The following is a 26,631-nucleotide window of genomic DNA, read 5'->3' as shown; positions in this document are numbered from 1 at the left end:
GCCAGCGCGAATCCGGGTGAGGCGTTCCCGGGATGGCCGCATGCGCAGATCGGATCACCTGCGCATGCACTTCTGCGCCTCGACTTCTGCGCCTCGACTTCAGCGCCTCGACGTGGCTTCGCCCGCGCAATCAACTCGCCAGTGCGAGTTCCGCACTTTCGGTGAAGGTACCGCCATGGATGATGGTCTCGGCGAGGCCGGGGGCGAGGCTTGCCTGGTTTTCGGCAAAGAAACGCGCCAGCGCCACGCGACCGGCGGCGAGCGGGTCGCCCTCAGCGCTCGCAAGCGCGGACTCGGCCAGCGAGGCCGCCCCGAGTGTCAGGCCGAACAGGCGCAGATAGGGCGTCGCGCCGGCGAGCGCGTCCTGCTGGGCATTGCCGGAGAGCGCCTTGAGCAGATGGCTCGTCGCCCGGTCGAGCGATTCCACGGCCTCGCGCAGGCGGCTGGCCGTATCACCGTAGGCCGCCCCACCCTCTTTCGTGACACGATCAGCAACCGCACGCAGGCGCGCAATCTCAACGCGCACCGTCTCGCCGCCGGAAAGGGGCAGCTTGCGGGTGACGAGATCGATCGCCTGGATACCGTTGGTGCCTTCATAGATCGCGAGGATGCGCGCATCGCGAAGATGCTGCGCCGCGCCGGTCTCCTCGACGTAACCCATGCCGCCATGCACCTGCACGCCCAGCGAGGCGACTTCGTTGGCAAGATCCGTCGAGAAGGCTTTCGCGATCGGGGTCATCAGCGAAGCGCGCTCATGCGCCCGGCGCCGCGCATCGGCCTCAGCCTCGAAATGGGCGCGGTCGAGTGCCCCGGCGGTGATGTAGCAAATCGCGCGCGCGGCCTGGGTGAAGCCCTTCATGGTCATCAGCATGCGCTGGACATCCGGGTGCGCGATGATCGGCGCCATGCCGTCACCCTGCCACGAGGCGGCGCGGCCCTGGCGGCGATCACGGGCATAGGACAGAGCCTGCTGATATGCACGCTCGCAGGCGGCGACACCCTGGAGGCCGACGCCGAGGCGGGCATTGTTCATCATCGTGAACATGCAGGCCAGCCCGCGATTCTCCTCGCCGATCAGCCAGCCGGTGGCGCCGCCCTTGTCACCGAACACCATGGTACAGGTCGGCGAGCCATGCAGCCCGAGCTTGTGCTCCATGCCGTTGCAGAAGACGTCGTTGCGGCTGCCATCGGGCAGGATCTTGGGCACGAGAAAGAGCGAGATGCCCTTCGTTCCCGCCGGCGCATCCGGCAGGCGCGCGAGTACCATGTGGACGATGTTGTCCGTCATGTCGTGCTCGCCATAGGTGATGTAGATCTTCTGGCCCGTGATCCTGTAGGTGCCGTCACCGGCGGGTTCGGCGCGGGCGCGAAGCGCGGCGAGATCGGAGCCGGCCTGCGGCTCGGTCAGGTTCATCGTCGCGGTCCACTCCCCCGAGATCAGCTTGCCGAGATAAAGCTCCTGCAATTCCGGCGTCGCATGCTTCGTCAGCGCCTCGATCCCGCCCATGGTGAGCAGCGGCGCGATACCGAAGGAGAGCGAAGCGGCATTCCACATCTCGATGCAGGCGGCATTGAGAAGGCCGGGCAGCCCCTGTCCGCCATGCTCCGCCGGCCCCGGAAGCGCGTTCCAGCCGGCATCCGCCCAGTCGCGATAGGTCTCTTTCCAGCCAGGAGGCGTTTTCACCACGCCCTCTGCGAGTTTCGGCCCATTGGTATCGCCGATGCGGTTGAGCGGCGCGATCGCATCGCCGGCGAACTTGCCGGCCTCTTCCAGAATCTGGTCGACGAGCTCCGCCGAGAGATCGGGATGCAGCCCCTTTGCGAGCGCGTCGTCAAGGCCGGCCACATGGCGCATGACATGGACCATATCGGTCACGGGCGCACGGTAATCCATCGTCGTCCTCCAAAGCCGCACGCGCGTTCCGGCCCTGCCGTGGCGTGCCTGTTTCTTCGCCGGGAAGCGTATCCGCGCCGTGTTCCGGTGCAGCCGGCCTCTCCTGACCAAGAGTTATGTGAGCAGGGCTGCGAGGGCAATGGGGAAATGCAGCAAACCGCCGTGACGCAAGGGCGCGGAAGCGAAAAGCGGAGCTCTTTTGCGCACATGTCGAGGCGCACCGTCAGGCGCCCCGCCACAGGCCGAGCAATGTCAGCGCGGCGCCGAGCATCACGACGGACACGGCGGCATAGCCGGCATTCCAGCGCGTCCCCACCGTGAATGAGCCATATCCCGTCAGCCGCCCGATATACATGGTCGCGGCGGTGGCCGGCGAGGAGGCGATCGCCATGCCCCAGCCGATCGCCAGAGCGGTCGCGACCAGCGTCGCATCGACACCGTAGCGCGCGGGATCGGCCATCACGCTGGCCAGCACCGCGACGGTGATCAGCGGATTGGCGCCGAGCAGACCAAACAGCACCACGAGCAGCATGAACAAAGCCGGGACGAAGACCGGCGGCAGGCCCTGCGGGCCGATCAGCGCGTCGATGAAGATCTGCGGCAGCAGCATCCCGATGAGCGTGCCGGCATAGGCCGCATTGGCCAGAACGGACAGTTCCTGGCGCTGCCCGGGCGCCTGCTCCACCACATAGCGCCGCAGATGGGTGAGCCCCGCGCGCCCCGTATCGCGCAGGATCCAGACGAGCCCGATCAGGGGCACGAAGAGGATGACCCCGTGGATCAACGCCCCCGGCGTGAAGCGCTCGACCAGAGCCGCCGTGCTCGACAGGATCAGAAGCAGGGTGACGAGCGGCACCAGAGCGGCGAAGGAGAACGGCACGGCATCGCCCGTCCCCGCCGCGCGCCGCGATGCGCCGCTGTCGATTGCCCAGCCGGCGATGGCGGTCATCACCGCGAGCCCGGCCCCGATCAGCACCATCGAGGGCCATTGCGCGCCAGCAATGCCGGTGGTCGTTATGGCGAAGGCGACCGTCAGGGGGCACCAGAACATGGTCACCGAGAACCCGCGCAGCATGGCCAGCAGCATCCGCCGCTCACGCGCTCTGGCCACTGTGGCATCGCCGGGAGCCGCCTTGACGGCGTCGCGGATCATGCCGCTGAAGAGCGCGATCACACCGAAATTCAGGATCGCCCCAAACAATGTAGAGCCGCCTGCCAGCGCGAAATAGCGGCGTCCCGGCGGCTGGCGCACCAGCATGGCGCCGGCCTCGCGTACCATCGGCGAGGTCTGCGCCGCGACGCGCAGCACGCCCAGCGACGAAAACAGCACGACGATGAAAACGCTACGCCAGAATGCCTCCGCCAGCGCCATGACCGGCGAAGCCAGCCCGAACAGGGCAATCACCGTAATGACCGCACCAAATGTCAGATGGCTCCAGACGAAGCGCGTGTAGCGTGTGCTCTGCGCAACCAGATAGAACAGGATCCCCGCCATCCCGAAGAGCATGAGCGGGCTCGGCGCGCCCTCCGCGAGAGCCTGCCCGGCTTCACCGGAAAGGCTTGTCACGAGCAGGGTGAACCAGGCGATGACGAGCGCAATTCCCGAAAACGCATCGATGCGGTCAGTCATGGAGCGGGTTCCGGTAAGCGCTACGAAGCAGGCATGCCGCGACGGGGGCCAAGGGAGCCGCCACCACATACCCGAAGACCGGCATGCCATGCGGCACTGCGCTGCACAACCGGCAGCCATGCGCGATCCGCAAGCGCAGGATCACCCGCTACGGCGCGTCTTCCACGCCGAATAGGCCTCCGGCATGCATACGGCACAGGGGCGATAGCCGGCGCTCACGGCACTCGCCTCGTCGGCGAAGAAGACGCGATGACGCGCGTAAGGCCCGCCGCGCGCGAGTGCGGCCAATGCCGCGCGGCAATCGAGCCGCCCGTAGATGCGGCTTTTCGCATGGCCGCCGAAGCGCCCGGGCGCAGCGGAGGGATACGGGTGGTTATGTGCGTCGCGCAGCGTAAAGCGGGCTTCCATGGTCACCTCATGCGTACCAAGGAAAACTGAGAATCCGAAGAGCATTGCACCATTTAGAGTCGGATTCAAAAGTTTATGTTATTACACAATAGGTTGCGAGCCTGCGTGTCATGAGCCTGATGCTGGCGACTATGACCCATGCGGTGGCGCTTTCGACGGATTTCTCCCAGTCCTTTGCGAGCCTGCGGCATCGTCCAAACCATCCGAAGGTGCGTTCCACCACCCATCGCCGGGGTAGGACGTGGAAGCCTTTGGCAGCATCTGAACGCTTGATGATCTCGATGGTCCACGTGCCGCAGCCGATCAATGCGGTGCGCAGCTTGTCGCCTGCGTAGCCGCCGTCGGCGAAGACATGGCGCAGCCAGGGGAACCGGTGCCGGATGGCTTTCAGAACATCGGGCGCGCCGTCCCGGTCCTGAATGTCGGCGGCATGAACCAGTACGAACAGCATCAGGCCGAGCGTGTCGGTGATGATATGGCGCTTGCGTCCCTTGATTTTCTTGCCCGCGTCATAGCCAGAGATCCCGCCGCTTTCCGTGGTTTTGACCGACTGACTGTCGATGACACCGGCAGTTGGAGAGGCCTCGCGTCCTTCCAGTTCCCGCGTGGCTGCGACAAGGATGTGGTTTATCGTCTGCCAGAGGTCGGTATCGCGCCAGGAATAGAAATAGCCTCGCACGGTGGAGGCTGGAGGAAAGTCCTTCGGCAGTGCCCGCCACTGACAGCCGCTGCCCGCGATATAAAGGATCGCGTTCACCACCTCTCGCATATCGGTCTTGCGTGGACGACCGCCGGATTTGGCCGGAGGGATCAGCGGCGCCAAAATCGCCCATTCCCGGTCCATCAAATCACTTGGATAACGCAGATGGTCCCGGTTATGCTGCCGGCGAGTGATATCATCCCAGGGCATTCGATCCTCCATCTTCTCGACAAAGACGGTTGAATCACAACCCTTTGATATCACTCAACTACTTTTAGATCCGGCTCTTTGTATTCCTCGCAAGAGGTTTCCACTTGGATCATGACGCGAGCCTGGATCGTCTTCGTGGTGGAAAAGGGACGATTGGCAAGTTTGATGATTTCGGATGATGGCAGCGTTGCATGAACGATCGTGTTGCAAGCCCCCAGGGCCATGCAAGCGAGGGTGATGATCAGCGCTCTCATGTTGCCCCCTTCGCTCTGCCATACGGGCTTCGCCCCGCCGCGGCAGAAGAAAGTGTCGCGGATGCTATCCTATATTATAAGTTTTCCCTTAACGTAAATCTATAATTGATAAATTCCGGCTGCCCATTCCAATCGAAGCAGCGTTCGAGGCATCATCCGAACAGCCTGGGTCGGATCAGGCGCTGTCACGCTTCGCTGCAGCCGATCATGCCAAATGGCAACCCATACGGCCGGTACGGCACGCTCCCTCACAGCCCCCGCAACACCCCCGGCAGCGCCTCGCTCAGATCCTCCGCGATCAGCCCCGGGCCGTAGACGATACCGGTGCGCGCGTGGAGCCAGACGGCGGCGCAGGCGGCTTCGAAAGCCGGCATGCCTTGCGCGATCAGGCCGGTAACGATGCCGGTGAGCACGTCGCCGGAGCCGGCTGTGGCGAGATAGGGGGTCGTCTCGGCGAGGATCGCGGCGCGTCCGTCGGGGCTCGCGACGATCGTGTCGCCCCCCTTGCAGATCACCACCGAGCGGACGATCTCCGCCGCGCGCAGGGCCGCCTGCCAGCGGTTGGGCGCATCGCGCACGCCTTCCGCCGATTCGAACAGACGGCGCATCTCGCCCTCATGCGGCGTGAGCACGCAGGCGCGCGCGGCGCTCGCCACCATGCCGAGCGTATAGGCCTCGCCGGCGAACGACGTCAGCGCATCGGCGTCGAGCACCAGCCCCCTGCCCGTGCGCGCCGCAGCCTTGACCATGGCGCGCGTCGCCTCGCCGACCCCGTAACCGGGGCCGAGCGCCACCGCCGTGAAGCGGCGATCTTCGAGCAGCACCCCGAGCTCCTCCGGCGTATCGCAGGGCGCGAGCATGATCGCGGTGAGATGGGCTGCATTGACCGCGAGGGCGGCCCGCGGCGAGGCGAGCGTCACCGCGCCGGCGCCGACGCGCAACGCCCCGCGCGCTGCGAGACGCGCCGCACCCGTGCGATGCATCTCGCCGGAGAGCACCAGCGCGTGCCCGCGCTTGTATTTGTGAGTATCCGATTCGGGACGCGGTAGCGTATCGCGCCACAGGGCTGGCTCGTTGGCGAAGAGCGCGGGCGCGAAACCGTCGCACGTGGCATCGGGAATGCCGATATCGACGACGCTTATCGCCCCGCAAAGATCACGCCCGGGCAGCAGCAGGTGCCCCGGCTTTCGCGCGGCGAAGGTGACGGTGCGCGTGGCGGGGAGCGCGACACCGCGTATGGCGCCCGAATCACCGTCGATGCCCGACGGGATATCCACGGCCAGAACCGGCACGCCGCTTCGCGCGACACGTGCGATACAGGCCGCGACGGCGCCTTCCAGATCACGCGTCAGACCGGTGCCGAAGAGCGCGTCGATAACGAGACCGGCCTCGTCGCAAGTGATATCCTCCAGCGCAATGACGGGCCCATCATACAACCTCGCCGCAGCAGCCGCATCGCCGGAGAGCCTTTCACGCGGGCCGAGGAGACCGAGCGTCACCCTGTAGCCGTCCTCGGCGAGGCGGCGCGCGGCAATGAAACCGTCACCGCCGTTATTGCCCGGCCCGCAGAGAATCACCACACGCCCCGTCGGCGCAAGCATGGCGCGGGCGGCCTGCGCCACGCCCGCGCCGGCGCGCTCCATGAGAACCATGCCCGGCACGCCGGAAGCGATCGTGAGCCGGTCGGCTTCGCGCATATGGGCGACGGCGAGAATGCGATGATGGTTCATGGCGATCCTCCTGCAGGACAGGCATGCCCCATCTCTTTCTCCCGAGCAATGCGGAGTCGCGCGGCGAGGAAGGCGTGTGAACGGCTATGGCACAACATTACGGCTCAAATCGTCTGAAGAAGTGGCGAATGCATAAATTTTATGCAAACATCGCTGCGTAAATGGGCATACCTGCAGCGGGTTCCCTATCGGAGCCGTGGCAGGGGTGTCGTTAAGATGGTATCACCGTGGTGTTCAAAGAACGACAACCGCGCGGCAAAAGGCGGCTTCACATGCGAAAGATCGAAGCGATCATCAAACCGTTCAAGCTCGACGAGGTGAAGGAAGCTCTTCAGGACGTCGGCCTGCAGGGTATCACCGTCATCGAGGCCAAGGGTTTCGGGCGTCAGAAAGGCCATACGGAGCTTTATCGCGGCGCCGAATACGTGGTCGATTTCCTGCCCAAGGTGAAGCTGGAAATCGTATGCAGCGACGACCTCGTCGAGAAGGCCGTCGACGCCATTCGCAAGGCTGCCCAGACGGGTCGTATCGGGGATGGCAAGATTTTTGTATCTGCCGTCGAGGAGGCGATCCGCATCCGCACCGGCGAGACCGGGTCGGACGCAATCTGACTGTCTCGGAAACCAACCGCGAAACCCGGCCTCACGCCGGATCCTTCGCTTGCAAGCGTCAAGAAAAGAGGACAGGTCCATCATGAAGTCGGCCAACGATGTGCTCAAGGCACTCAAGGACAACGACGTCAAATACGTCGATTTTCGCTTCACCGATCCCAAGGGTAAGTGGCAGCACGTCACCTTTGACGTCACCATGGTCGATGAGGATCTCTTCGCCGATGGCGTGATGTTCGATGGTTCGTCCATCGCCGGCTGGAAGGCGATCAACGAATCCGACATGTGCCTGATGCCCGATCCGGAGACGGCCGTGATGGATCCGTTCTTCGCGGCGCCCACCATGTCGATCGTCTGCGACATCCTCGAACCCGCTTCCGGCGAGCCTTATAACCGCGATCCGCGCGGCATCGCCAAGAAGGCGGAAGCCTTTCTGAAGTCCACCGGTCTCGGCGACACCGTCATGATCGGCCCGGAAGCCGAGTTCTTCGTCTTCGACGACGTGAAGTTCGCCGCCGAGCCCTACAATACCGGCTTCGTGCTCGATTCCGTCGAGCTGCCCTCGAACTCCATGGCGGATTACGAGAGCGGCAACATGGGTCACCGCATCCGCACCAAGGGCGGCTACTTCCCCGTCCCGCCGCTGGATTCCGGGCAGGACATGCGCTCCGAAATGCTCGCCTCCATGGCCGAGATGGGCGTCCAGGTCGAGAAGCACCATCACGAGGTGGCCAGCGCCCAGCACGAGCTTGGCATGAAGTTTGATACGCTCACCCGCATGGGCGATCTGATGCAGGTCTACAAGTACTGCATCCACAACGTCGCCCATTCCTTCGGCAAGTCCGCCACCTTCATGCCCAAGCCCGTCTATGGTGACAACGGCTCCGGCATGCACGTGCACCAGTCGATCTGGAAGGACGGGAAGCCGCTCTTCGCCGGCGACAAATACGCCGATCTCAGCCAGGAATGCCTGTGGTATATCGGTGGCGTGATCAAGCATGCCCGTGCCATCAACGCTTTCACCAACCCCTCGACAAATTCGTACAAGCGTCTGGTCCCGGGCTTCGAGGCGCCGGTGCTGCTGGCTTATTCTTCGCGCAACCGCTCGGCCTCCTGCCGTATCCCGTGGACGACGTCGCCGAAAGCGAAGCGCGTCGAGGTTCGCTTCCCCGATCCGACGGCGAACCCGTATCTCGGCTTCGCGGCCCTCGTCATGGCCGGCCTCGACGGCATCCTGAACAAGATCGATCCCGGTCAGGCGATGGACAAGGATCTCTACGATCTGCCCCCGCGCGAACTGAAGAAGATCCCGACCGTCGCCACCTCCCTGCGCGAGGCGCTTACGGCTCTCGACAAGGATCGCGCCTTCCTCAAGGCCGGCGGCGTCTTCAACGACGACATGATCGATGCCTATATCGCCCTGAAGATGGAAGACGTCATCCGCTTCGATCACACGCCGCACCCGGTCGAGTTCGACATGTACTACTCCGTCTGATGCGGCACCCGCCCGGCCCGCCGGGCGGCGTCCGGATCGTCCGAATACAGACCGGGGCGCGAAAGCGTCCCGGTTTTTCGTTTCGGCGCAACCATGCCAAAGCCTCCCTCCGGAATCACGCCTTGCGCGGTCACGCGACGGCGCTAGACTCGCGGCCACATGAGAGCTGGTGAAAGCCGGTCGGAGGAAAGCATGAGCGACGAGCACCACGCCCATCATCACCACGCCCATCATCACCATGACCACGACCATGGCAGCGAACTCTCGCCCATGGATCTGCGCGTGCGCGCGCTCGAATCGATCCTCGTCGAGAAGGGCTATGTCGACCCCGCCGCGATCGATGTGCTCGTGGAGATGTATGAAACCCGCGTCGGCCCGCGCAACGGCGCGCAGGTGGTGGCGCGGGCCTGGGCCGATCCCGATTTCCGCGACTGGCTCAAACGCGACGCGACGGCGGCCATCGCATCAATGGGCTTCGAGGGCCGCCAGGGCGAGCATATGGTCGCGGTCGAGAACACGCCGGAAGAGCACAATCTCGTCGTCTGCACCCTGTGCTCCTGCTATCCCTGGCCCGTACTTGGCCTGCCGCCGAGCTGGTACAAATCCGCGCCCTACCGCTCGCGCGCGGTAATTGATCCGCGCGGCGTGCTGGCGGAATTCGGCGTCAGCCTGCCCGGGACGACGCGCATCCGGGTCTGGGATTCCACCGCCGAGATGCGCTACCTCGTCATCCCGATGCGCCCGGAAGGGACGCAGGGCTGGTCGCAGGAGGAACTCGCCGATCTCGTTACCCGCGATTCGATGATCGGTACCGGACTGGCGCGCGATCCGCAGAGCATCGCAAACGGGGAGAGCGCGGCATGAACGGCGCGCAGGATATGGGCGGCATGCACGGTTTCGGCCCCGTGCAGATCGAGGCGGGTGAAATCCCGTTCCATCACGACTGGGAAAGGCGCGCCTTCGGCATCACCATCGCCATGGGAGCCAGCGGCGCCTGGAATCTCGACATGAGCCGGCATGCGCGCGAGACCCTGCCGCCGCCCGATTATCTCGCCTCAAGCTATTTCGAGATCTGGACCAAGGGCGTCGAGCGGCTGGTCACGCGGCTCGGGCTCGTCAGTGAAGCCGAGCTCGCCGCCGGCGCGGCCCTCGAGGCGCCCGTTCCGGTCAGGCGCGTCCTGCGCGGGGGCGATGTCGAAGCCGCCATGAAGCGCGGCGGGCCGACGGAGCGCGAGCCGGCGCATCCAGCGCGATTCAAGCAGGGCGACAGTGTCGTCACCCGGGTGATGAACCCCGCCGGCCATACCCGCCTGCCCCGCTATGCGCGCGGCAAGCGCGGCGTCATCGCCATGGTCCACGGCGTCCACGTTTTTCCCGATACCCATGCCCACGGCCAGGGCGAGGAGCCGCAATGGCTCTACAATGTCCGCTTCACGGGGCGTGAGCTCTGGGGCGAGGAAGCCGATGCGACGCTGATCGTCGGGATCGATGCCTGGGAGAGCTATCTTGAACCTGCCTGACGCGCTCGACGCCGCCACCCGCGCCGCGCAGGTGCCGATCCCGCGTTGCGCCGACGGCCCGGTCTTTGCCGCGCCCTGGGAAGCACAGGCCTTCGCCATGACCCTGCGGCTGCACGAGCAGGGCGCCTTCAGCTGGAAAGAGTGGGCGCAGACGCTTTCAGCCGTCATCCGCGAGGCGCAGGCCGGAGGCGATCCCGATGACGGCGCAACCTATTACACGCATTGGCTCACCGCACTGGAGCGCATCATCGCGCAAAAGCAGCTCGTCGCGCAGGACCAGCTCGAAACCCGTCGCGCCGCCCTCGACCGCGCCGCGCGCGCCACGCCGCATGGTGAGCCGATCCGTCTGGAGAACGATCCGGAATTCCAGGCCTGAAGCGCCGGATCAGGCGACGCGTCGGTCCGCCTGATCGTTCGATGCCGTTCCGGGCCAGCCGTCTTCCGGCAATTCCACCTCGGGAAAGGCGATGATCTTCTCACGCAGGGCCACATGGCGCATCAGACGCCGCGCCGTCAGCGTGTCGATGGCATCGAAGACCTCGTAGACCTCGTTCGGGGCCTCCTGGCCCACACCGGCCTCGCTGCGGATCTGCCAGAACGGCTTCAGCGTGCCCCATTCGAAGCCGATCGCCTTCACCAGCATGGCTGCCGGGTAGAGCGAATCGGCAACGATCAGCCGTTGCACATATTCAGGGGGAATCGCGCTGAGAATGGCCAGCCCGGCAATGGCATCCTCATACTGGCGGCGGCGCAACCAACGCTCCAGATCCGCCTGCTCAACCGATCGCCGGAGCGCGCGCATCGCCACGTAATCGAAGGAAGCGGCCATCATCGCGCGCGAGAAGCGCGTCGGCCCTCCGTCACCCATGGCCGCGGACACGATGGCGACCAGCATCTCGCCCGGCAGCGCGGCATCGCCGTATTCGGCATCGAATTCCTCGCAGACGAGGGCGCCGTCGAGGCTGAGCAGCATGTCGAACTGCGCCGGCGGCATGTCCGGTCGCGAGCAGACCACGCTGCGCAGGATCGCATTGGCCCGCGCCCGCTCGGACAGGATATCGAAACCCTCCTCACTGAAACGCGCGCTGCGGTTGACGGAGAGAGCCAGGACCGTCTCGTCATCGCCCCGTCGCGCGATCGGGGTCGTGACCCGCTCGCCGATTTCGCCACGCCCGGCAAGAGCCTTCAAGTGCTTCTGCCCCCGTTGCTGCGCGACCGTTTCAAGCAACCGTTCCTTGATGCGCAGCGCACTGTTGAGCAACGGCTCGGCCACGCCCGGATCCTCATCCTGGACGAGCTTGTCGACAATGCCTTCCGGCGCGCGCGGATACATGGCCAGTGTCATGGCGAGATCGCGCTTCGTGGCCGCATCGATCCCGTCACTGAGATTCAGGAAAAGATGATCAAACATCGCCGCCCGATCATCGGGGAGCCGCCGGGCCTTGGCTTCGTAGAGCGCGCGCAGGCGTTCGACCACTTCGGACTTGTCCACGTGGACGGCGACATCCTCGCCCCCTTTCGCGTCCGCCTTCTTGGCCTGCTCGATCTGCTGGACGAGCTGATAGATTTCCTGGAGCATGACGTCTGAACCTCGATCGCGACAAGACGGGTGTTTCAGGCCGCGCGGCTTGCCTGTGCGGCGTCTTCACGCTTGCTGTCTCTTTCGGCAGCGAGGGCATTGACCAGATACGGTCGCCACAAGCCGAGCGCCCCGTGCAGGGTCCGGTTGACGTCGATCGCATCGAAGGGCTGGATCATCACATCCTTGATGCCGAACACCTCGAAGGCCCGGTGGGTTTCATCCACTGCCCGATCCATCAGCACGACGGAAATCCTGTCTTCACTGCGGCTGAGAAGCTGGCAGGCGGCCTCGAGGGCCGGCATGTCGGAAAGCGCATGGCTGACGAAGGCCACCTCGAAATCCTGCTTGCGTGTATGCCGGATCGCCCGGCGACCCGTCTCGGCATCAATGGGCTGCAGCCGGAACTGGCTGCGATCCAGCACGTTGCGCAGAATGCCGCGGGTGCGCACGGACGGGTCGACGATCAGTGCCTGTCGCGTCCGGCGAATCTGCTGGAAGGTCTCCAGAAGCCGCGTCACTGCATGATCACGATAGGGCTTCGTCAGAACTTCGTAGGCGTGCAACTGCAGCGCGATCATCGTCCAGTTCTTGCGCAACCCTTCACTGACGAGCACGAGCCGGGTGCCGTTTTGTGCATGCATCAGGGCGATCACGCTCTTGAGCTTGGCGACATCGGTGTAGGGCAGCACCATGTCGAGGAAGACCATGTCGAAGGTTTCTTCCTGCAGGACCTTGAAGAGCTGCCGGCCGGTATCGGCAAAGCGCAGCCGCGCATCTGGCCGTGCCTCGGAAACGATCCGGGCGAGTTGCTGCCGGGATTCGATATCCGCATCCGCAATCAGGATCTTCGTTTGCTGCATGACCGCCTCCTTACGCAACGTTATGGCGGCAATTCGTTGCAAATCCTTTTATTGATCTTCACAGAAACAGTTGGACACCCATGTCGCCGCATTTGTATTCGCTGCTATCCTTAAGGCTTCCTTTCGTCAGATGGATCCCGGATCACGGACAAGATCAGGCACGCCATAACGCTCCATCGCCACGAAAAAGGGGCCGCGCCAGGCGCGACCCCTCGAATAGCCAAACGTGATCGTTGATTGATCAGCGCTTGGAGAACTGGAACGAACGGCGGGCCTTGGCGCGGCCGTACTTCTTGCGCTCGACGATACGCGAATCGCGCGTCAGGAAGCCTTCCTTCTTGAGGATGGCGCGCAGCTCGGGCTCGTAATAGGTCAGCGCCTTGGACAGGCCGTGGCGCACGGCGCCGGCCTGACCGGAGAGGCCGCCACCCTTGACCGTGACCTGGATGTCGTACTGGTCGACACGGTTGGTCAGCTGCAGGGGCTGGTTCATGATCATCCGCAGCACGGGGCGGGCGAAGTAGACTGCGAGCTCACGACCATTGACCGAGATCTTGCCGGAGCCGGGCTTGATCCAGACCCGGGCGATGGCGTCCTTGCGCTTGCCGGTGGCATAGGCGCGGCCATGGGCGTCGAGCTTCTGGACATGGACCGGTGCTTCGACCGGGGTCTCGTCCTGCTGGCCGAGATCGGAGAGGGACTGCAAGGTGGCCATGATCAGAGCCTCCGGTTCTTGGCGTTCAGGGAAGCGACATCGAGCGCTTCCGGCTGCTGCGCCTCATGGGGATGCTCGGAGCCGGGATAGACGCGCAGGTTGCCGAGGATCTTGCGGAAGAGCGGGCCGCGCGGCAGCATGCGCTCGACAGCCTTCTCGACCACGCGCTCGGGGAAACGACCCTCGAGGATCGACTTCGCCGTGCGGGCCTTGATGCCGCCCGGATGGCCGGTATGGTGGTAATAGACCTTCTGATTGCGCTTGCGGCCGGTGAGGACCACCTTGTCGGCGTTGATCACGATGACATTGTCACCGCAATCGACATGCGGCGTGTAGCTCGCCTTGTGCTTGCCGCGAAGGCGCATCGCCACGACCGAGGCGAGACGACCCACGACGAGGCCCTCCGCATCGATGATGACCCACTTCTTCTCGACATCGGCGGGCTTCAGCGAAAACGTTTTCATTGCGCTGTATCCCTAAAGGGGCAAAACCCCGTTCCAAACGAAGAGCCGCCAGCCCGGGAACCCCGAACGCGGCGGCGATGGGGCGGTTTATGCGCAGTTTGATCCCGCGTCAAGGGTTATCTGGGGAGATTGATGCGGCTGGAAGGGTTGATGTGCAAGGGATTGGGGGTGGTGGTATTGGGGTAACGGGTTGTGGGGTATTTGGGTACCGCATCACTTATCCTCCCCCCATCACTTTCCCTTCAACAGCTACCCAGTGCTGCGCTTTGCCATGCCGAAGGCCGTGCTCGAATGCCGCTACGGCCACATGGCCACGCCGGAATACTCCTTCCGCCTGAACGCATCCTACGCCCCGCGCCGCGACTGGAAGACCGACATCACCCACCTCCCCCCGTTCCTCCTCATCGCCGGCACCAACGACGAAGCCTTCCAAAGCGAAGCCTACGAACCAACGATGGCCCCGCTAAATGGAAACGGCACCTACCGCCTGGTGTCCGATAAGACGAATCTGGAGATCCCGGATTCGCAGGAGACGGCGGAGGCGGTGGTGGCGTTTGTTCGGGGGTTGGGGTTGGGGTGGGGGTGGGGGGCGAGTGAGGATGGGTATTGGGATCTCTCAAGGCGTGTTCTTCGGGCGATAGTCCTTTGGATCAAGACAAGAGTCATAGAATGTTTGATCCATGGGGAACCAGTTGGTTTTGTAGATACCCCGCCTTGATGTCGCGTTGGGTCCACAGGGAAAGGGACAACAGATCTCCAGATTCCGCCCCTGCTCTTCCCCGATATCCTTCACTTCCTGCACGACTTCCGCCAAGTCCTGATCCTGGCTGAAGATCACCGCTACATCCCATTGCTTCTTGCGGGCCGTGGAAACAATGTCGAGCACAAGGCGCGTATCTATCCCCTTTTCCTGCGCGACTTGCACCGTTTCCGTATTGCCAAGCGCGTCGGTGACCTGCTGTTCGCGATAGCGCAACGGACGCGTCGTAACCTTGATCCCGGCGCGCTTCATGGCAATGATGCGGCTGTTCCAGTACCCCGCCCACATCGGGCTTATGCGCGTGTCAGGAATCCCTGTGTAAAAGCGAACAAGGTTCGGCGTCCAGCAATGCGCTGCGCAGACAGCAGCGTGCAACTTCCGTGGATCGAAGTTCGGATGATGATGACCGAAGGCATCCTTTGCATGCTGATACAAATTCTGGCCATCAATGAAGGCCATGGCGTATTTGACGGCAGGCTCTGCCGTCATCGGGCGGCCCCCGGAATTGAGGATAACGCATAGCGCCGTATCGTTGGCAGCAGTTCCTGAGAGAATGGGGAGGCACAAAAATAAACCCCGCCGGGGACTGTTTCCAGCCAAGTCCGACGGGGAGCTAATAAAATTCTTATGCCCAATTCGGACACGATTGTCAACGAAAATTCCGCCGTTTTATCCACCGTTGCCGCCATCGCTCGCCCTGCTAAAAACGCACAAATCCGACGAAGCGAAGACCATAAGTTGATTTAAACGGATTCGCAAATCTTAGGGTGCTTCAAACTTCCTCACCCCCGCGGAATCGCATAAGTCCCCGTTGCGTGGCACACCATCTCGCCCTCCCCGTCCGATCGTATCGCCACATCCCCCACCGCGAGCGTCCGCCCCAGCTTCAATAACCTGCATTCGGCGATCAGGTCGCGCTGGGCGGGTTTGCGCATGAAGTTGAAGTTGAGGTTGGTGGTGACGGCGAGGGCGACGGGGCCGAGCTGGGCGAGGATGGCGACGTAGAGGGCGAGGTCGGCCAGCGACATCATGGCGGGGCCGGAGATGGTGCCGCCGGGGCGGATGTGGCGTTCGTGGTAGAGCATGCGCATGCGCGCGGCCATCGGCGCGACTTCCTCGATGATGAAGCTGCGCCCGCCGAGATGGATCTGGGGGAATTCCTCGTCGAGGAAGGCGGTGATCTCCTCGGCGCTCATCTTCAGCGCGGGCGGCGTTGCGTTTGCTTTGCTCATTGTCCTGACGGCTTTCCTTTGGCACTGTGTCTTGAAAGATCACGTGTGCGTGTCCGGGCGGTTTCCTCTGCGTCCATGAGAGCGCCTCGACCCGCGCAAGACAAGACGAATCCGCGCAGAGCGGACAGGCAATCAGGAGGAGGCCATATGGGTTTCGAACAACACGTACCGGCGGCGGACCAGGCGGCGTTTCCCCTGCGGCGCGCGGATGCGGACGGCATCGCCACCATCACCCTGGACCACGCACCCTCGCGCAACGCGCTCTCGGATGCGATGATCGCAGCGCTCTCCGACACGCTCGATTCCATCGCCGAGGATCGCGGCATCCGCGTCGTGATCCTCACGGCGGAGGGCCCGGCTTTCTGCGCGGGGCACCATCTCAAGGAGATGACCGCGCGGCGCGCCGATCCTGATGGCGGGGCAGCGTATTTCGCTGATCTGATGCAGCGTTGCTCGGCCCTGATGCAGAAGATCGTCGCCCTGCCCCAGCCCGTCATCGCGTCGGTCGAGGGCGTCGCCACCGCCGCCGGCTGCCAGCTCGTCGCGAGCTGCGATCTCGCCGTGGCCGGGGCGAAGGCGCGTTTCGCCACGCCGGGGGTGAATATCGGGCTGTTCTGCTCCACGCCGATGGTCGCGCTCTCGCGCAACCTCGCCAACAAGCACGCCATGGAAATGCTGCTGCTCGGCGAGCTCGCGGATGCCGAGACCGCACACCGCTTCGGCCTCGTCAACCGCGTCGCGCCCGAGGGCGAGGCGCTGGCGCAGGCGCGGGCCATGGCGACAACCATCGCCTCGAAATCAGGCCATACCCTCGCCATCGGCAAACGCGCCTTCTATGCGCAGCGCGAAATGGGGCTCGAGGAGGCTTATGACTATGCGGCGAAGGTGATGGCTGAGAACATGATGGCGCGCGACGCCGAAGAAGGCATCGGCGCCTTCATCGAAAAGCGCGAACCGCGCTGGCAGGGGCGATAGGGCGCAAGGCAGGGCGGGGAGGCCCCGCCCCTCACCACATGTCGAGAGCGACGCGGGCCTCGTCCGACATGCGGCTCTGGTCCCAGGGCGGGTCGAAGGTCATGTTGACCGTGACGCTCTGCACGCCCGCGACACCGGCCACCGCATTCTCCACCCAGCCCGGCATTTCGCCGGCGACGGGGCAGCCCGGGGCGGTGAGCGTCATGTCGATGGCGACATTGCGGTCATCGTCGATCTCGACGCGGTAGATCAGGCCGAGCTCGTAGATGTCGGAGGGGATCTCCGGGTCGTAGACCGATTTCAGCGCCATCACGATATCATCGGTCAGACGATCAATCTCCTCCGGCGGCAGGCCGGATTGCGCGCCAATGGCCGGGGCGTTCGGTTCGGGCGTATCAGTGCTCATATCTCTCAAACCTTTCAGGCGAACATGGTTTCCGCCTTGCGCAAAGCCTCGACAAGTTTATCGACCTCCTCGCGCGTGTTGTACAGGGCAAACGACGCGCGGCAGGTGGATGTCACACCGAAGCGGCTCAGCAGCGGCATGGCGCAATGGGTGCCCGCACGGACCGCCACGCCGTAGCGATCGATCACAGTGGCGACGTCATGGGCATGGGCGCCCTTCATCTCGAAGGAGAGGATCGCGCCCTTCTCTTTCGCCTGGCCGATGACCTTCAGCGAATTCATCTCGCGCAGGCGCTCATGCGCATAATCGCGCAGCATGTTCTCATGGGCGACGATGTTGTCGCGCCCGGTATCCATCATGAAACGAAGGGCCGTGCCGAGCGCAATCGCCTCAATGATCGCCGGCGTTCCGGCCTCGAAGCGATGCGGGGGCGTGTTGTAGGTGACCGTCTCCGTCGTCACCTCGGAGATCATCTCGCCGCCGCCCTCGAAGGGGCCGAGCTTGTCGAGCCACGCCTTCTTGCCGTAGAGCACGCCGATCCCCGTCGGCCCGTAGACCTTGTGGCCGGTGAAGACAAAGAAATCGGCATCCAGCGCGCGCACATCCACATGCATGTGCACGGCGCTCTGCGCCCCGTCGACGAGCACCGGCACGCCGCGCGCATGCGCCGCATCGATGATCGCGCGCATCGGGGTAATGGTCCCCAGCGCATTCGACATCTGCGTGATCGCGACCATTTTCGTGCGCGGCGAGAACAGCTTCTCGAATTCCTCGAAGAGGAAATTCCCGTCATCGTCGACCGGCGCCCATTTGATCACGGCGCCCTTGCGCTCGCGCAGGAAATGCCAGGGCACGATGTTGGAATGGTGCTCCATGATCGAGAGGATGATCTCGTCCCCCTCCCCGATCGCCTCAGGGCCTTCCATCTGACCAAACGCATTGGCGACGAGGTTGTAGGCCGCCGTTGCGTTGCGGGTGAAGACGATCTCGTCGGCGGATTCGGCGTTGAGGAATTCGCGACAGGTCTCGCGCGCCTCCTCGAAGCCTTCCGTGGCGACATTGGCCATGTGATGCAGGCCGCGATGCACATTCGCATAGCCCGTCTCCATGGTCTCGACCATACGATCAATCACGGCGCGGGGTTTTTGCGCCGAGGCGGCATTGTCGAGATAGACCAGCGGCTTGCCGTAGACCTCCTGGGACAGGATCGGGAATTCCCGGCGGATCGCCTCGACATCGAAAGCCTGCGGGCTCTTGCTCACGTCCATCGCCTCATCCTTGCTGTCCGCCACCTTCGCGGCGGCGGACTGTTTTGCTGCGCCCCGGCTCATCCGGCAAGGCCGGAGCGCTTCCTGTGCTGTTTACGAACGCGCGGCCAGCCAGGTGCGTGCGACACTCAGAAGCGCCTCGCGCAGATCCTCATCCGTCTCATTGACGGCTTCCTCGACCGCTTCACCGAGGAAGGATTCGATCAGAAGCGCCTCCGCCTCCGGGCGCGGAATGCCGCGCGCCATCAGGTAGAACAGCAGATCGTCGTCCAGCGCACCGCAGGTCGCACCATGGGCACAAAGCACGTCATCGGCGAAGATTTCGAGCTCGGGCTTGTTGTTCATGGTGGCGCCGTCGGAGAGCAGCACCGCCGAGGACATCATCTGTCCGTCGGTCTTCTGCGCCTCCTTCGCCACAGCGATCCGGCCCTGGAACACGCCGGTGGCGGTGCCGTCGATCGCCGTCTTGAACAATTCGCGGCTCTCGCAATGCGGCGCCACATGGTTCACGAACAGCGTCGTATCCGCATGCTGCTTGCCCGTCAGCATCGTCGCGCCGCGCACACCGCCCTTCGTATGCTCACCGGCGAAGGTCATGTAGACCTGATGCCGCACGAGGCCCGGGCGGGCGACGATGTTGAGCGTATCAAACGCCACATGCGCACCCAGATGCGCCGTCAGGGTCGACAGCGCCTGCGCGCCGGTGCCGTGGCCGTCGATGCGGAAATGCGCGACCTGCGCCTCGTCCCCGACCACCATCTCGACCATGTTGTTGGGCTGATGTGCCAGCCCGTCGGCGCTGTCATGGCTCTCCAGCAGCGTCACGCAGGCGCCCTTCTCGACCACGACGAGGCTGCGCGTCGCCGTCGCCATCGCGCTCTCGCCGGTGACGACGAAACGCAGATGCAGCGGCATCGCCACCTTCGTGCCGGCCTTGACGCGGATCACCACGCCATCCGTCATGAAGGCGCCGTTGAGCGCCACGGCGATGTTGTCACCGGCCTCGGGAATCGCGCCGAGATGCGCCAGATCGGCGTGGCCGTCAGCCAGCGCCTGAGACAGCGTCTCCACACTCACGCCCTCGGGCAGGTCCGCGAGATCCGATGCGCTCGCCACGACATGGCCATTGGCGATGGCGATGCGCGCCGCATGCACCCCGGCGAACCAGGGCGAGGCTTCGAGCGCCGCCTTGGCGGCATCGTCCGACAGAGCCGGCGCCAGCGCTGCGGCTTCGCGCATCAGATTGCGCAGATCGGTGTATTTCCACTCCTCGACGCGCCGATGCGGCAGCCCCGCTTCGGTGAAGCGGGCGAAGGCGGTTTCGCGGGCGCCGGCATCGCCGGGCAGCGTCGCCTTCACGCCGGCGAAATGCTCGGCGATGGCCGCCTCGACGGGCGTGTTGATCCTCTCGACATCTGCCATGATCACGCGGCCTCCTGCGCCTTGTAATCGGCATAGCCATTGGCCTCGAGCTCGATCGCGAGCTCCTTGCCGCCAGACTTCACGATCTTGCCGCCCGCCATCACGTGGACGCTGTCGGGCACGATGTAGTTGAGCAGGCGCTGGTAGTGGGTGATCACCAGGAAGGAGCGATCCGGCGAACGCAGGGCGTTGACGCCTTCCGCCGCGATGCGCAGCGCGTCGATGTCGAGGCCGGAATCGGTCTCGTCGAGGATGCAGAAACGCGGCTCGAGCAGCGCCATCTGGAGGATCTCCATGCGCTTCTTCTCACCGCCGGAAAAGCCGACATTAAGAGCGCGCTTGAGCATGTCCTTGGGGATTTCGAGCTGCTGCGCGGCAGCGTTGACGCGCTTGATGAAGTCGGGCGTGGTCAGCTCGGCCTCACCACGAGACTTGCGCTGGGCGTTGAGCGCGGCCTTGAGGAAGGTCATCGTGGCGACGCCCGGGATTTCCAGCGGATACTGGAAAGCCAGGAAGACGCCGGCGGCGGCGCGCTCGGAGGGCTCCATTTCCAGCACGTTCTGGCCGTCGAGAATGATCTCGCCGTCGAGCACCTCATACTCCTCCTTGCCGGCTACGACATAGGAGAGCGTCGACTTGCCCGAGCCGTTGGGGCCCATGATCGCGGCGATCTCGCCGTTATTCACGGTGAGATCGAGCCCGTTGAGGATGCGGTTACCCTCGATTTCGACAACGAGGTTCTTGATTTCCAACATGTTCTTTCCGTCCTTCAGATCGTTGATACGTCGGTGGCGCGCCCCTGGGGCGCTGCCTTCAGCCGACGGAGCCTTCCAGCGAGATCGAGATCAGCTTCTGCGCCTCGACGGCGAATTCCATCGGGAGCTTCTGCAGCACGTCCTTGACGAAGCCGTTGACGATCAGCGCCACCGCTTCCTCCTCGTCGAGCCCGCGCTGCATGCAGTAGAATAGCTGGTCCTCGGAGATCTTGGAGGTGGTCGCCTCGTGCTCGAACACGGCGGAGGCGTTCTTGCTCTCGATATACGGCACCGTATGCGCGCCGCAATTGTTGCCGATCAGCAGGCTGTCGCAATTGGTGAAGTTGCGCGAGTTCGACGCCTTGCGATGCGCCGAGACGAGGCCGCGATAGGTATTCTCGGAGTGACCAGCCGAGATGCCCTTGGAGATGATCCGGCTGGTGGTGTTCTTGCCCAGATGGATCATCTTGGTGCCGGAATCGATCTGCTGGCGCCCGTTCGACACGGCGATGGAATAGAACTCGCCGCGCGAACCGTCACCGCGCAGGATGCAGGACGGGTATTTCCAGGTGATGGCGGAGCCGGTCTCGACCTGGGTCCAGGTGATGACCGAGTTCTTGCCCCGGCAATCGCCGCGCTTGGTGACGAAATTATAGATCCCGCCCTTGCCCTCGGCATCACCAGGATACCAGTTCTGCACGGTGGAATACTTGATCTCCGCTTCATCAAGCGTCACGAGCTCGACCACGGCGGCGTGAAGCTGATTCTCGTCGCGCTGGGGCGCCGTGCAGCCTTCGAGATAGCTGACATAGGCGCCCTCGTCGGCGATGATCAGCGTGCGCTCGAACTGGCCGGTATTCTTCTCGTTGATGCGGAAATAGGTCGAGAGCTCCATCGGGCAGCGCACGCCCGGCGGCACATAGACAAACGACCCGTCGGTGAAGACGGCGGAGTTCAGCGCGGCATAGTAGTTGTCGCTCTTGGGCACGACGGTGCCGAGATACTTTTTCACCAGTTCGGGATATTCCCGCACGGCTTCCGAGATCGAGCAGAAGATCACGCCCGCCTCAGCCAGTTCCTTCTTGAAGGTCGTGGCGACGGAGACGGAATCGAACACGGCATCGACCGCAACCCGGTTCTCGGGAGCAATACCGGCGAGCATTTCCTGCTCACGCAGCGGAATGCCGAGCTTCTCGTAGGTCTTGAGAATTTCCGGATCGACCTCGTCGAGCGACTTCGGCGCCTCGTTCGACTTCGGGGCGGCGTAATAGTAGATGTCGTTGAAGTCGATCTTGGGATAGCTGACGCGCGCCCAGTCCGGCTCCTGCATGGTGAGCCACCGGCGATAGGCGTCGAGGCGCCATTCCAGCATCCATTCCGGCTCTTCCTTCTTGGCCGAAATGAAGCGGATGATGTCTTCGCTCAAGCCCTTGGGGGCCTTCTCCATCTCGATGATGGTCTCGAAGCCATACTTGTACTGATCGACGTCGATTTCCTTAACGCGATCGATTGTTTCCTGCACTGCAGGCATTTCACCCTCCTCTCACGGCTTCAAGGGCCGCGGATTGGCCGTTGAACAACCTGTCGACACGCGGCCTATGCCGCGCATTCCGAATTTTGGTTTCGATTCGAAAGTAGTCTCGCAAAGGCCGCTGTGAAGTGTGTCACCGCGTCTTTTTGCGTGTTCCAACCGAAACTCAGCCGCAACGCAGATTCTGCCAGCGCAGGAGAGACCCCCATCGCCTCCAGAACATGCGAAGATTTCACCTTGCCCGAGGAACAGGCGGAGCCCGAAGAGAGCGCCGCGCCATTCAGATCGAGCGCGATCAGCGCCGTCTCGGCCCGCTTGCCGGGGACGGCGAAGAGAATGGTATTGGGCAGGCGCGGTGCGTTTTCCGAGAAGATCACCGCATCCGGGCAGTTTTCACGGATCGCCGTCTCGAACTCCGCCCGCAGATCCCGCAGCCGGGACTCCTCTTCGCCGAGCGCTTCGCGCGCCACCCGCGCTGCCTCGCCGAAGGCCGCGATGCCCGCGACATTCTCCGTACCGGCGCGCCAGTTGCGCTCCTGCCCGCCGCCGCGCACCAGCCGGTCGAGCACATAGCCCTCGCCGGCGAGAACCAGCGCACCGACACCCTGCGGACCGCCGAGCTTGTGAGCCGAAAGCGTCAGGGCGTCAACGCCGAGCGCATCGATATCGATCCCGATCTTGCCCGCCGCCTGCACGGCGTCGCAATGCATCAGCCCACCCGCCGCGCGCACCAGCGAAGCCGCCTCGGCGACCGGCTGGATCGCACCGGTTTCGTTGTTGGCGAGCTGGATCGAGACCAGCACCGGTGCGCCGCCGAGATCCGCCAGCCGCGCTTCCAGCCAGGCGAGATCGACCAGACCGTCGGCACGGAGCGGGATATGCTCCACCGCCCCCGGGTCGAAGCGATGGCCTTCGAGCACGCAGGGATGCTCCCCGGCGCCGACGAGAAGCGTCTGTGCAGGCGCGCCATCGACGCGCCGAAAGCCCGGCGCCAGCACCAGATTGTTGGCCTCGGAGCCCGATCCCGTGAAGATGACGTGCTTCCCCCGCCCGCCGACCAGATCCGCGACGCGGTCGCGCGCCGTCTCGATAATCCCACGCGCGGCGCGCCCTTCGCGATGCACGGAAGAAGCGTTTCCGACATCACCCAGAACGCGCACGAGCATATCCCGCGCCTGCGGCCGCATCGGCGCCGTGGCGTTGTAATCGAGATAGGTGCGGTTGGTCATGTCCATATCGAGCCGAGGGCTCCTTGCTATCGAAGGCTGTCAAAGATGCGAAAAAAGCGTTTCGCATCACGAAATTCTTGCATTCGCCCCCGCTTGCCATGCTAAGGACCGCCCACCACATAACGGTGACGCGATCCGGGAGCGACCACAGTTTGGAATCATTCTAACGGCTTAGAATAATTCTAAGGCGGATTTAGGGAGCCTCCCGGTCGGAAGTCAAGGCTTCGCAGGGCAATCCGGCAGTTTTTATACGCGCTTTTGCGTATGTCTCACGGGAAAGCGCTGACGAAAGTGTTTGGTGTAGCCACGGCGCGCGACGATGCGGCTGCGCTGCACGGCGTTCAAAGAGGAATATGCATGCCTGAGGTGATCTTCGCCGGCCCCGCCGGTCGACTGGAGGGGCGATACCAGCCCGCCAAGAAGAAAAACGCACCGATCGCCATCGTGCTTCATCCCCACCCGCAATTCGGCGGGACGATGAACAACCAGATCGTCTACAACCTGTTCTACGATTTCGTGGATCGCGGCTTTTCGGTCCTGCGCTTCAATTCGCGCGGTGTCGGGCGTTCACAGGGAGCCTTCGATCACGGCGCGGGCGAGCTGTCGGATGCGGCGGCGGCGCTCGACTGGGCGCAGACCATGAACCCGGATGCCCGCGCCTGCTGGATCGCCGGTGTGAGCTTCGGCGCCTGGATCGGCATGCAACTCCTGATGCGCCGCCCGGAGATCGAGGGCTTCATCTCGATCGGGGCCATGGCCAATCGCTACGATTTCTCGTTCCTCGCCCCCTGCCCCTCCTCCGGCCTGTTCGTCCACGGCTCCGAGGACCGGGTCTCGCCGGTCAAGGAAGTGATGGGCGTCATCGAGAAGGTGAAGACGCAAAAGGGCATCAGGATCGAACATACCGTCGTGGAAGGCGCAAACCACTTCTTCGACGGCAAGGTCGATGATCTGATGGTGCAGGTCGGTGCCTATCTTGACAATCGTCTCGGCCCCAAGCCGACAAGCAGGAGCGAGGCGCCCGTGGAAAGCCGGGAGGCTCCGGCGGCGATCGCACACCAGCCCGACGGGACTCCCGCGAACGATGCCGCGATTGCCGATCCCGCCGACAGCGTCGATACGGCCTCTTCGCGGGGATGACCCCCTCATCGAACCGCAGGATGCGGTTCCCGAATGAATGAAGCGCCGCAGATCACACGATCTGCGGCGCTTTTCTTTCGAATGGTGAGGCCTGGTTCAGGTCACGCAGCGCGTACGGCCTTCAGGAAGGAATCGACCTCGCGGCCGAGGCCGGATGAGCGCGCGGACAGATCCGTCGCGGCACTGAGCACCGAATCTGCGGCACCCTGCGTCTCGCCGGCACCGGCCTTCACCATCTCGATCGATTCGGTGACCTCACCGGTCCCCTTCGCCGCCTCCTGGACGTTACGGGCAATCTCGTTGGTCGCCGCGCCCTGCTCTTCCATCGCGGCCGAAATCGCGGTGGAGATTTCCTTCATACGGTCGATCACGCCACCGATATCCGTGACCGCAGTCACGACCTCCTCGGTAACACCCTGAATCTGGGAGATGTGGCTGGCGATCTCTTCCGTGGCCTTGGCGGTCTGGTCGGCCAGGTTCTTTACCTCCGCCGCGACGACGGCAAACCCCTTACCCGCCTCGCCCGCTCGGGCTGCCTCGATGGTGGCGTTGAGCGCCAGCAGGTTGGTCTGGCCGGCAATGCCATTGATCAGGGAGACGATCTCGCCGATCTTCTGGGCACCGCTGGCGAGACTGCGCGCGACCTGATCGGTCTGACGCACCTGATCCACCGCCGTGTCGGCGATCTGAGCCGATTGCGTCACCTGCTGGCCGATTTCGCGCACGGACGCGTTGAGCTGTTCGGTCGCCGAAGCCACGGCCTGCACATTCGCCGAGGTCTGCTCGGCTGCGCTGGCGACGGACAAGGCGCGGCCATTGGTCTGATCAGCCGTGTGATGCATGCCTTTCGCCGTATCCTGCATGGCGGCGGATGCGGCCGAAAGCTCGCGCGAAAGATCGGAGACGGTCTCTTCGAACCCGCGCAGCAGCCTGTCGAGGGCCTCGGCGCGCCGTTCCTTTGCCTGGGTCTCCTGCGCAAGGCGCGCATCCGCGTCGCGCTTGGCGACGAGCGCTTCCTTGAAGATCCGGACCGATTCGGCCATCTCGCCGACCTCGTCGCGCCGCGAGACCCCCTCGATGGTCGTATCCAGCTCGCCGCGCGCAAGGGACTGCATCCCCTGCCCGAGCCGCCGCAGGGGCCGGGTGATCCCGCGGGCGAGCACGATGCCGAGCGCAACAAGGATCATCCCGGCAAAGCCGGCGATCGCAAGGAAGATATTGCGGCTGTCGGCGATCGCGGTCTCGACATCGTGGACGAAGACACCCGTGCCGATGGTCCATTCCCAGGGCTCGAAACCGACCACATAGGCAACCTTCAGCGCCTCCTCCTCGCCGCCAGGCACCAGCGGCCAGTCATATTCGAAGAAGCCACCACCGGCGCGCGCGAGATCGGCGAGCTCAAGGATGATGGAGCGTCCGTCCGGCAGGCGCAGCCCGCTCTGATCGGTGCCTTCCATCGCCGGCACCATCGGATGCATCACGGTGACCGCATCATAGCCGTGGATGAAGAAATACTCGTCATCGGCATAGCGGATCGGACGCAGCGCATCGGCGGCCCGCGCCTTGGCTTCTTCCATGCTGAGTTCGCCGCGCAAAGCCTTCTGGTGGAAGTCGGCGACGATGCTCGCGGCAGAGTCGGTAATATTCACCAGCTCCTGCTGTTTGGCCGACCACAAGGCACCGGAGAAGCGCGCCGCGCCAACGATGGCGAGGCTGAGGAGTGCGAAAAAACGCGATCGTGATCACGAGATAGAAGCGACCACCGACGGTAAAGGCCGGGATCGCGGAAGTGGCTTGTCTGGCCATGAATCAGCTCCTGCATCACGCAAGGGAAGGTGCGTTG

25 protein-coding genes and 1 pseudogene are annotated in these 26,631 nt (G+C 64.0%); 7 read left to right on the top strand and 19 right to left on the bottom strand.

Features of this window, described 5'->3' with window-relative positions; translation table 11 throughout:
- Nucleotides 1–130: 130 nt before the first annotated feature.
- The 6 genes from GA0071312_RS11825 to GA0071312_RS11800 form a co-directional block, all read right to left on the bottom strand.
- A complete protein-coding gene (locus tag GA0071312_RS11825; RefSeq protein WP_074445138.1) occupies nucleotides 131–1,894 on the bottom strand; it encodes an acyl-CoA dehydrogenase family protein in 1,764 nt (587 codons plus the stop codon).
- A 223-nt stretch (nucleotides 1,895–2,117) separates the two neighbouring features.
- Entirely contained in the window at nucleotides 2,118–3,524 is a 1,407-nt protein-coding gene (locus GA0071312_RS11820; protein ID WP_074445137.1) for a hypothetical protein, read from the bottom strand.
- Between the two features lie 141 nt (nucleotides 3,525–3,665).
- Nucleotides 3,666–3,932, bottom strand: coding sequence for an Ada metal-binding domain-containing protein (locus GA0071312_RS11815; protein WP_074446131.1), 267 nt, complete (start codon nucleotides 3,930–3,932; stop codon nucleotides 3,666–3,668).
- A 73-nt stretch (nucleotides 3,933–4,005) separates the two neighbouring features.
- Complete coding sequence (locus GA0071312_RS11810) at nucleotides 4,006–4,842, bottom strand: IS5 family transposase (RefSeq protein ID WP_074446130.1); 837 nt, start codon at nucleotides 4,840–4,842, stop codon at nucleotides 4,006–4,008.
- A 50-nt stretch (nucleotides 4,843–4,892) separates the two neighbouring features.
- Nucleotides 4,893–5,096, bottom strand: a complete 204-nt coding sequence (locus GA0071312_RS11805) for a hypothetical protein (protein WP_074445136.1) — start codon at nucleotides 5,094–5,096, stop codon at nucleotides 4,893–4,895.
- A gap of 248 nt (nucleotides 5,097–5,344) precedes the next feature.
- Nucleotides 5,345–6,826, bottom strand: coding sequence for a bifunctional ADP-dependent NAD(P)H-hydrate dehydratase/NAD(P)H-hydrate epimerase (locus GA0071312_RS11800; protein ID WP_074445135.1), 1,482 nt, complete (start codon nucleotides 6,824–6,826; stop codon nucleotides 5,345–5,347).
- 272 nt (nucleotides 6,827–7,098) lie between these two features.
- Between GA0071312_RS11800 and GA0071312_RS11795 the strand changes: the two genes are divergently transcribed.
- The 5 genes from GA0071312_RS11795 (at nucleotide 7,099) to GA0071312_RS11775 (ending at nucleotide 10,825) form a co-directional block, all read left to right on the top strand.
- Entirely contained in the window at nucleotides 7,099–7,437 is a 339-nt protein-coding gene (locus GA0071312_RS11795; RefSeq protein ID WP_074445134.1) for a P-II family nitrogen regulator, read from the top strand.
- Between the two features lie 82 nt (nucleotides 7,438–7,519).
- Nucleotides 7,520–8,929 carry a type I glutamate--ammonia ligase gene (gene glnA / locus GA0071312_RS11790; protein ID WP_074445133.1) on the top strand — a complete coding sequence of 470 codons (1,410 nt, stop codon included), beginning with the start codon at nucleotides 7,520–7,522 and terminating at the stop codon, nucleotides 8,927–8,929.
- A gap of 192 nt (nucleotides 8,930–9,121) precedes the next feature.
- The gene (gene nthA / locus GA0071312_RS11785) at nucleotides 9,122–9,793 is read left to right on the top strand and encodes a nitrile hydratase subunit alpha (protein WP_074445132.1); all 672 of its coding nucleotides are present in this window, start codon (nucleotides 9,122–9,124) and stop codon (nucleotides 9,791–9,793) included.
- Nucleotides 9,790–10,449, top strand: a complete 660-nt coding sequence (gene nthB, locus GA0071312_RS11780) for a nitrile hydratase subunit beta (protein WP_074445131.1) — start codon at nucleotides 9,790–9,792, stop codon at nucleotides 10,447–10,449. The genes nthA and nthB overlap by 4 nt, the downstream gene beginning before the upstream one ends.
- Entirely contained in the window at nucleotides 10,442–10,825 is a 384-nt protein-coding gene (locus GA0071312_RS11775; RefSeq protein WP_238947299.1) for a nitrile hydratase accessory protein, read from the top strand. The genes nthB and GA0071312_RS11775 overlap by 8 nt, the downstream gene beginning before the upstream one ends.
- Nucleotides 10,826–10,834: 9 nt before the next feature.
- Here GA0071312_RS11775 and GA0071312_RS11770 read toward each other — a convergent pair whose 3' ends face one another.
- The 6 genes from GA0071312_RS11770 to GA0071312_RS11745 form a co-directional block, all read right to left on the bottom strand.
- Nucleotides 10,835–12,028 (bottom strand): DUF2336 domain-containing protein, encoded by a 1,194-nt coding sequence (locus GA0071312_RS11770; RefSeq protein ID WP_074445130.1) that lies wholly within the window; start codon nucleotides 12,026–12,028, stop codon nucleotides 10,835–10,837.
- Between the two features lie 35 nt (nucleotides 12,029–12,063).
- Nucleotides 12,064–12,891 carry a response regulator gene (locus GA0071312_RS11765; protein ID WP_074445129.1) on the bottom strand — a complete coding sequence of 276 codons (828 nt, stop codon included), beginning with the start codon at nucleotides 12,889–12,891 and terminating at the stop codon, nucleotides 12,064–12,066.
- A 241-nt stretch (nucleotides 12,892–13,132) separates the two neighbouring features.
- A complete protein-coding gene (gene rpsI / locus GA0071312_RS11760; RefSeq protein WP_074445128.1) occupies nucleotides 13,133–13,606 on the bottom strand; it encodes a 30S ribosomal protein S9 in 474 nt (157 codons plus the stop codon).
- 2 nt (nucleotides 13,607–13,608) lie between these two features.
- Nucleotides 13,609–14,070 carry a 50S ribosomal protein L13 gene (gene rplM / locus GA0071312_RS11755; RefSeq protein WP_074445127.1) on the bottom strand — a complete coding sequence of 154 codons (462 nt, stop codon included), beginning with the start codon at nucleotides 14,068–14,070 and terminating at the stop codon, nucleotides 13,609–13,611.
- A gap of 616 nt (nucleotides 14,071–14,686) precedes the next feature.
- Nucleotides 14,687–15,319 carry an NYN domain-containing protein gene (locus tag GA0071312_RS11750; RefSeq protein WP_074445126.1) on the bottom strand — a complete coding sequence of 211 codons (633 nt, stop codon included), beginning with the start codon at nucleotides 15,317–15,319 and terminating at the stop codon, nucleotides 14,687–14,689.
- A 293-nt stretch (nucleotides 15,320–15,612) separates the two neighbouring features.
- Nucleotides 15,613–16,062: a PaaI family thioesterase gene (locus tag GA0071312_RS11745; RefSeq protein WP_074445125.1), complete on the bottom strand. Its 450-nt coding sequence runs from the start codon at nucleotides 16,060–16,062 to the stop codon at nucleotides 15,613–15,615.
- 147 nt (nucleotides 16,063–16,209) lie between these two features.
- On the opposite strand from GA0071312_RS11745, the gene GA0071312_RS11740 reads away from it, so the two are divergent.
- A complete protein-coding gene (locus tag GA0071312_RS11740) occupies nucleotides 16,210–17,037 on the top strand; it encodes an enoyl-CoA hydratase (RefSeq protein WP_074445124.1) in 828 nt (275 codons plus the stop codon).
- A 31-nt stretch (nucleotides 17,038–17,068) separates the two neighbouring features.
- Here GA0071312_RS11740 and GA0071312_RS11735 read toward each other — a convergent pair whose 3' ends face one another.
- The 6 genes from GA0071312_RS11735 to GA0071312_RS11710 all read right to left on the bottom strand — a co-directional run bounded on the left by GA0071312_RS11735 (nucleotide 17,069) and on the right by GA0071312_RS11710 (nucleotide 23,654).
- Complete coding sequence (locus tag GA0071312_RS11735; RefSeq protein ID WP_074445123.1) at nucleotides 17,069–17,443, bottom strand: SUF system Fe-S cluster assembly protein; 375 nt, start codon at nucleotides 17,441–17,443, stop codon at nucleotides 17,069–17,071.
- Between the two features lie 14 nt (nucleotides 17,444–17,457).
- A complete protein-coding gene (locus GA0071312_RS11730; RefSeq protein ID WP_074446128.1) occupies nucleotides 17,458–18,711 on the bottom strand; it encodes a cysteine desulfurase in 1,254 nt (417 codons plus the stop codon).
- A 93-nt stretch (nucleotides 18,712–18,804) separates the two neighbouring features.
- Nucleotides 18,805–20,133: a Fe-S cluster assembly protein SufD gene (gene sufD, locus GA0071312_RS11725; protein WP_074445122.1), complete on the bottom strand. Its 1,329-nt coding sequence runs from the start codon at nucleotides 20,131–20,133 to the stop codon at nucleotides 18,805–18,807.
- Between the two features lie 2 nt (nucleotides 20,134–20,135).
- On the bottom strand, nucleotides 20,136–20,888 hold the full coding sequence (sufC, locus tag GA0071312_RS11720; protein ID WP_074445121.1) for a Fe-S cluster assembly ATPase SufC: 753 nt from the start codon (nucleotides 20,886–20,888) through the stop codon (nucleotides 20,136–20,138).
- 58 nt (nucleotides 20,889–20,946) lie between these two features.
- Nucleotides 20,947–22,419 (bottom strand): Fe-S cluster assembly protein SufB, encoded by a 1,473-nt coding sequence (gene sufB, locus GA0071312_RS11715; RefSeq protein ID WP_074445120.1) that lies wholly within the window; start codon nucleotides 22,417–22,419, stop codon nucleotides 20,947–20,949.
- A 65-nt stretch (nucleotides 22,420–22,484) separates the two neighbouring features.
- On the bottom strand, nucleotides 22,485–23,654 hold the full coding sequence (locus GA0071312_RS11710; protein ID WP_074445119.1) for a cysteine desulfurase family protein: 1,170 nt from the start codon (nucleotides 23,652–23,654) through the stop codon (nucleotides 22,485–22,487).
- Nucleotides 23,655–24,005: 351 nt separating this feature from the next.
- On the opposite strand from GA0071312_RS11710, the pseudogene GA0071312_RS11705 reads away from it, so the two are divergent.
- Nucleotides 24,006–24,647: pseudogene (locus tag GA0071312_RS11705) on the top strand (alpha/beta hydrolase); the annotation flags it as partial.
- Between the two features lie 242 nt (nucleotides 24,648–24,889).
- On the opposite strand, the gene GA0071312_RS11700 reads toward GA0071312_RS11705, so the two are convergent.
- Nucleotides 24,890–26,464, bottom strand: a complete 1,575-nt coding sequence (locus tag GA0071312_RS11700; protein WP_083204530.1) for a methyl-accepting chemotaxis protein — start codon at nucleotides 26,462–26,464, stop codon at nucleotides 24,890–24,892.
- Nucleotides 26,465–26,631 lie beyond the last annotated feature (167 nt).

The organism is Saliniramus fredricksonii (assembly GCF_900094735.1).
In the GTDB taxonomy this organism is placed as follows: Bacteria; Pseudomonadota; Alphaproteobacteria; order Rhizobiales; family Beijerinckiaceae; genus Saliniramus; species Saliniramus fredricksonii.
Note: the sequence above shows the minus strand (reverse complement) of the source record. Positions and strands in the feature narration are given on the sequence as shown.

Bases quoted from the DNA above. Each gene is read 5' to 3' on its own strand.
- GA0071312_RS11825 (WP_074445138.1), bottom strand. From the start codon at position 1,894: ATGGATTACCGTGCGCCCGTGACCGATATGGTCCATGTCATGCGCCAT.
- GA0071312_RS11820 (WP_074445137.1), bottom strand. From the start codon at position 3,524: ATGACTGACCGCATCGATGCGTTTTCGGGAATTGCGCTCGTCATCGCC.
- GA0071312_RS11815 (WP_074446131.1), bottom strand. From the start codon at position 3,932: ATGGAAGCCCGCTTTACGCTGCGCGACGCACATAACCACCCGTATCCC.
- GA0071312_RS11810 (WP_074446130.1), bottom strand. From the start codon at position 4,842: ATGCCCTGGGATGATATCACTCGCCGGCAGCATAACCGGGACCATCTG.
- GA0071312_RS11805 (WP_074445136.1), bottom strand. From the start codon at position 5,096: ATGAGAGCGCTGATCATCACCCTCGCTTGCATGGCCCTGGGGGCTTGC.
- GA0071312_RS11800 (WP_074445135.1), bottom strand. From the start codon at position 6,826: ATGAACCATCATCGCATTCTCGCCGTCGCCCATATGCGCGAAGCCGAC.
- GA0071312_RS11795 (WP_074445134.1), top strand. From the start codon at position 7,099: ATGCGAAAGATCGAAGCGATCATCAAACCGTTCAAGCTCGACGAGGTG.
- glnA (WP_074445133.1), top strand. From the start codon at position 7,520: ATGAAGTCGGCCAACGATGTGCTCAAGGCACTCAAGGACAACGACGTC.
- nthA (WP_074445132.1), top strand. From the start codon at position 9,122: ATGAGCGACGAGCACCACGCCCATCATCACCACGCCCATCATCACCAT.
- nthB (WP_074445131.1), top strand. From the start codon at position 9,790: ATGAACGGCGCGCAGGATATGGGCGGCATGCACGGTTTCGGCCCCGTG.
- GA0071312_RS11770 (WP_074445130.1), bottom strand. From the start codon at position 12,028: ATGCTCCAGGAAATCTATCAGCTCGTCCAGCAGATCGAGCAGGCCAAG.
- GA0071312_RS11765 (WP_074445129.1), bottom strand. From the start codon at position 12,891: ATGCAGCAAACGAAGATCCTGATTGCGGATGCGGATATCGAATCCCGG.
- rpsI (WP_074445128.1), bottom strand. From the start codon at position 13,606: ATGGCCACCTTGCAGTCCCTCTCCGATCTCGGCCAGCAGGACGAGACC.
- rplM (WP_074445127.1), bottom strand. From the start codon at position 14,070: ATGAAAACGTTTTCGCTGAAGCCCGCCGATGTCGAGAAGAAGTGGGTC.
- GA0071312_RS11750 (WP_074445126.1), bottom strand. From the start codon at position 15,319: ATGACGGCAGAGCCTGCCGTCAAATACGCCATGGCCTTCATTGATGGC.
- GA0071312_RS11745 (WP_074445125.1), bottom strand. From the start codon at position 16,062: ATGAGCAAAGCAAACGCAACGCCGCCCGCGCTGAAGATGAGCGCCGAG.
- GA0071312_RS11740 (WP_074445124.1), top strand. From the start codon at position 16,210: ATGGGTTTCGAACAACACGTACCGGCGGCGGACCAGGCGGCGTTTCCC.
- GA0071312_RS11735 (WP_074445123.1), bottom strand. From the start codon at position 17,443: ATGAGCACTGATACGCCCGAACCGAACGCCCCGGCCATTGGCGCGCAA.
- GA0071312_RS11730 (WP_074446128.1), bottom strand. From the start codon at position 18,711: ATGGACGTGAGCAAGAGCCCGCAGGCTTTCGATGTCGAGGCGATCCGC.
- sufD (WP_074445122.1), bottom strand. From the start codon at position 20,133: ATGGCAGATGTCGAGAGGATCAACACGCCCGTCGAGGCGGCCATCGCC.
- sufC (WP_074445121.1), bottom strand. From the start codon at position 20,888: ATGTTGGAAATCAAGAACCTCGTTGTCGAAATCGAGGGTAACCGCATC.
- sufB (WP_074445120.1), bottom strand. From the start codon at position 22,419: ATGCCTGCAGTGCAGGAAACAATCGATCGCGTTAAGGAAATCGACGTC.
- GA0071312_RS11710 (WP_074445119.1), bottom strand. From the start codon at position 23,654: ATGGACATGACCAACCGCACCTATCTCGATTACAACGCCACGGCGCCG.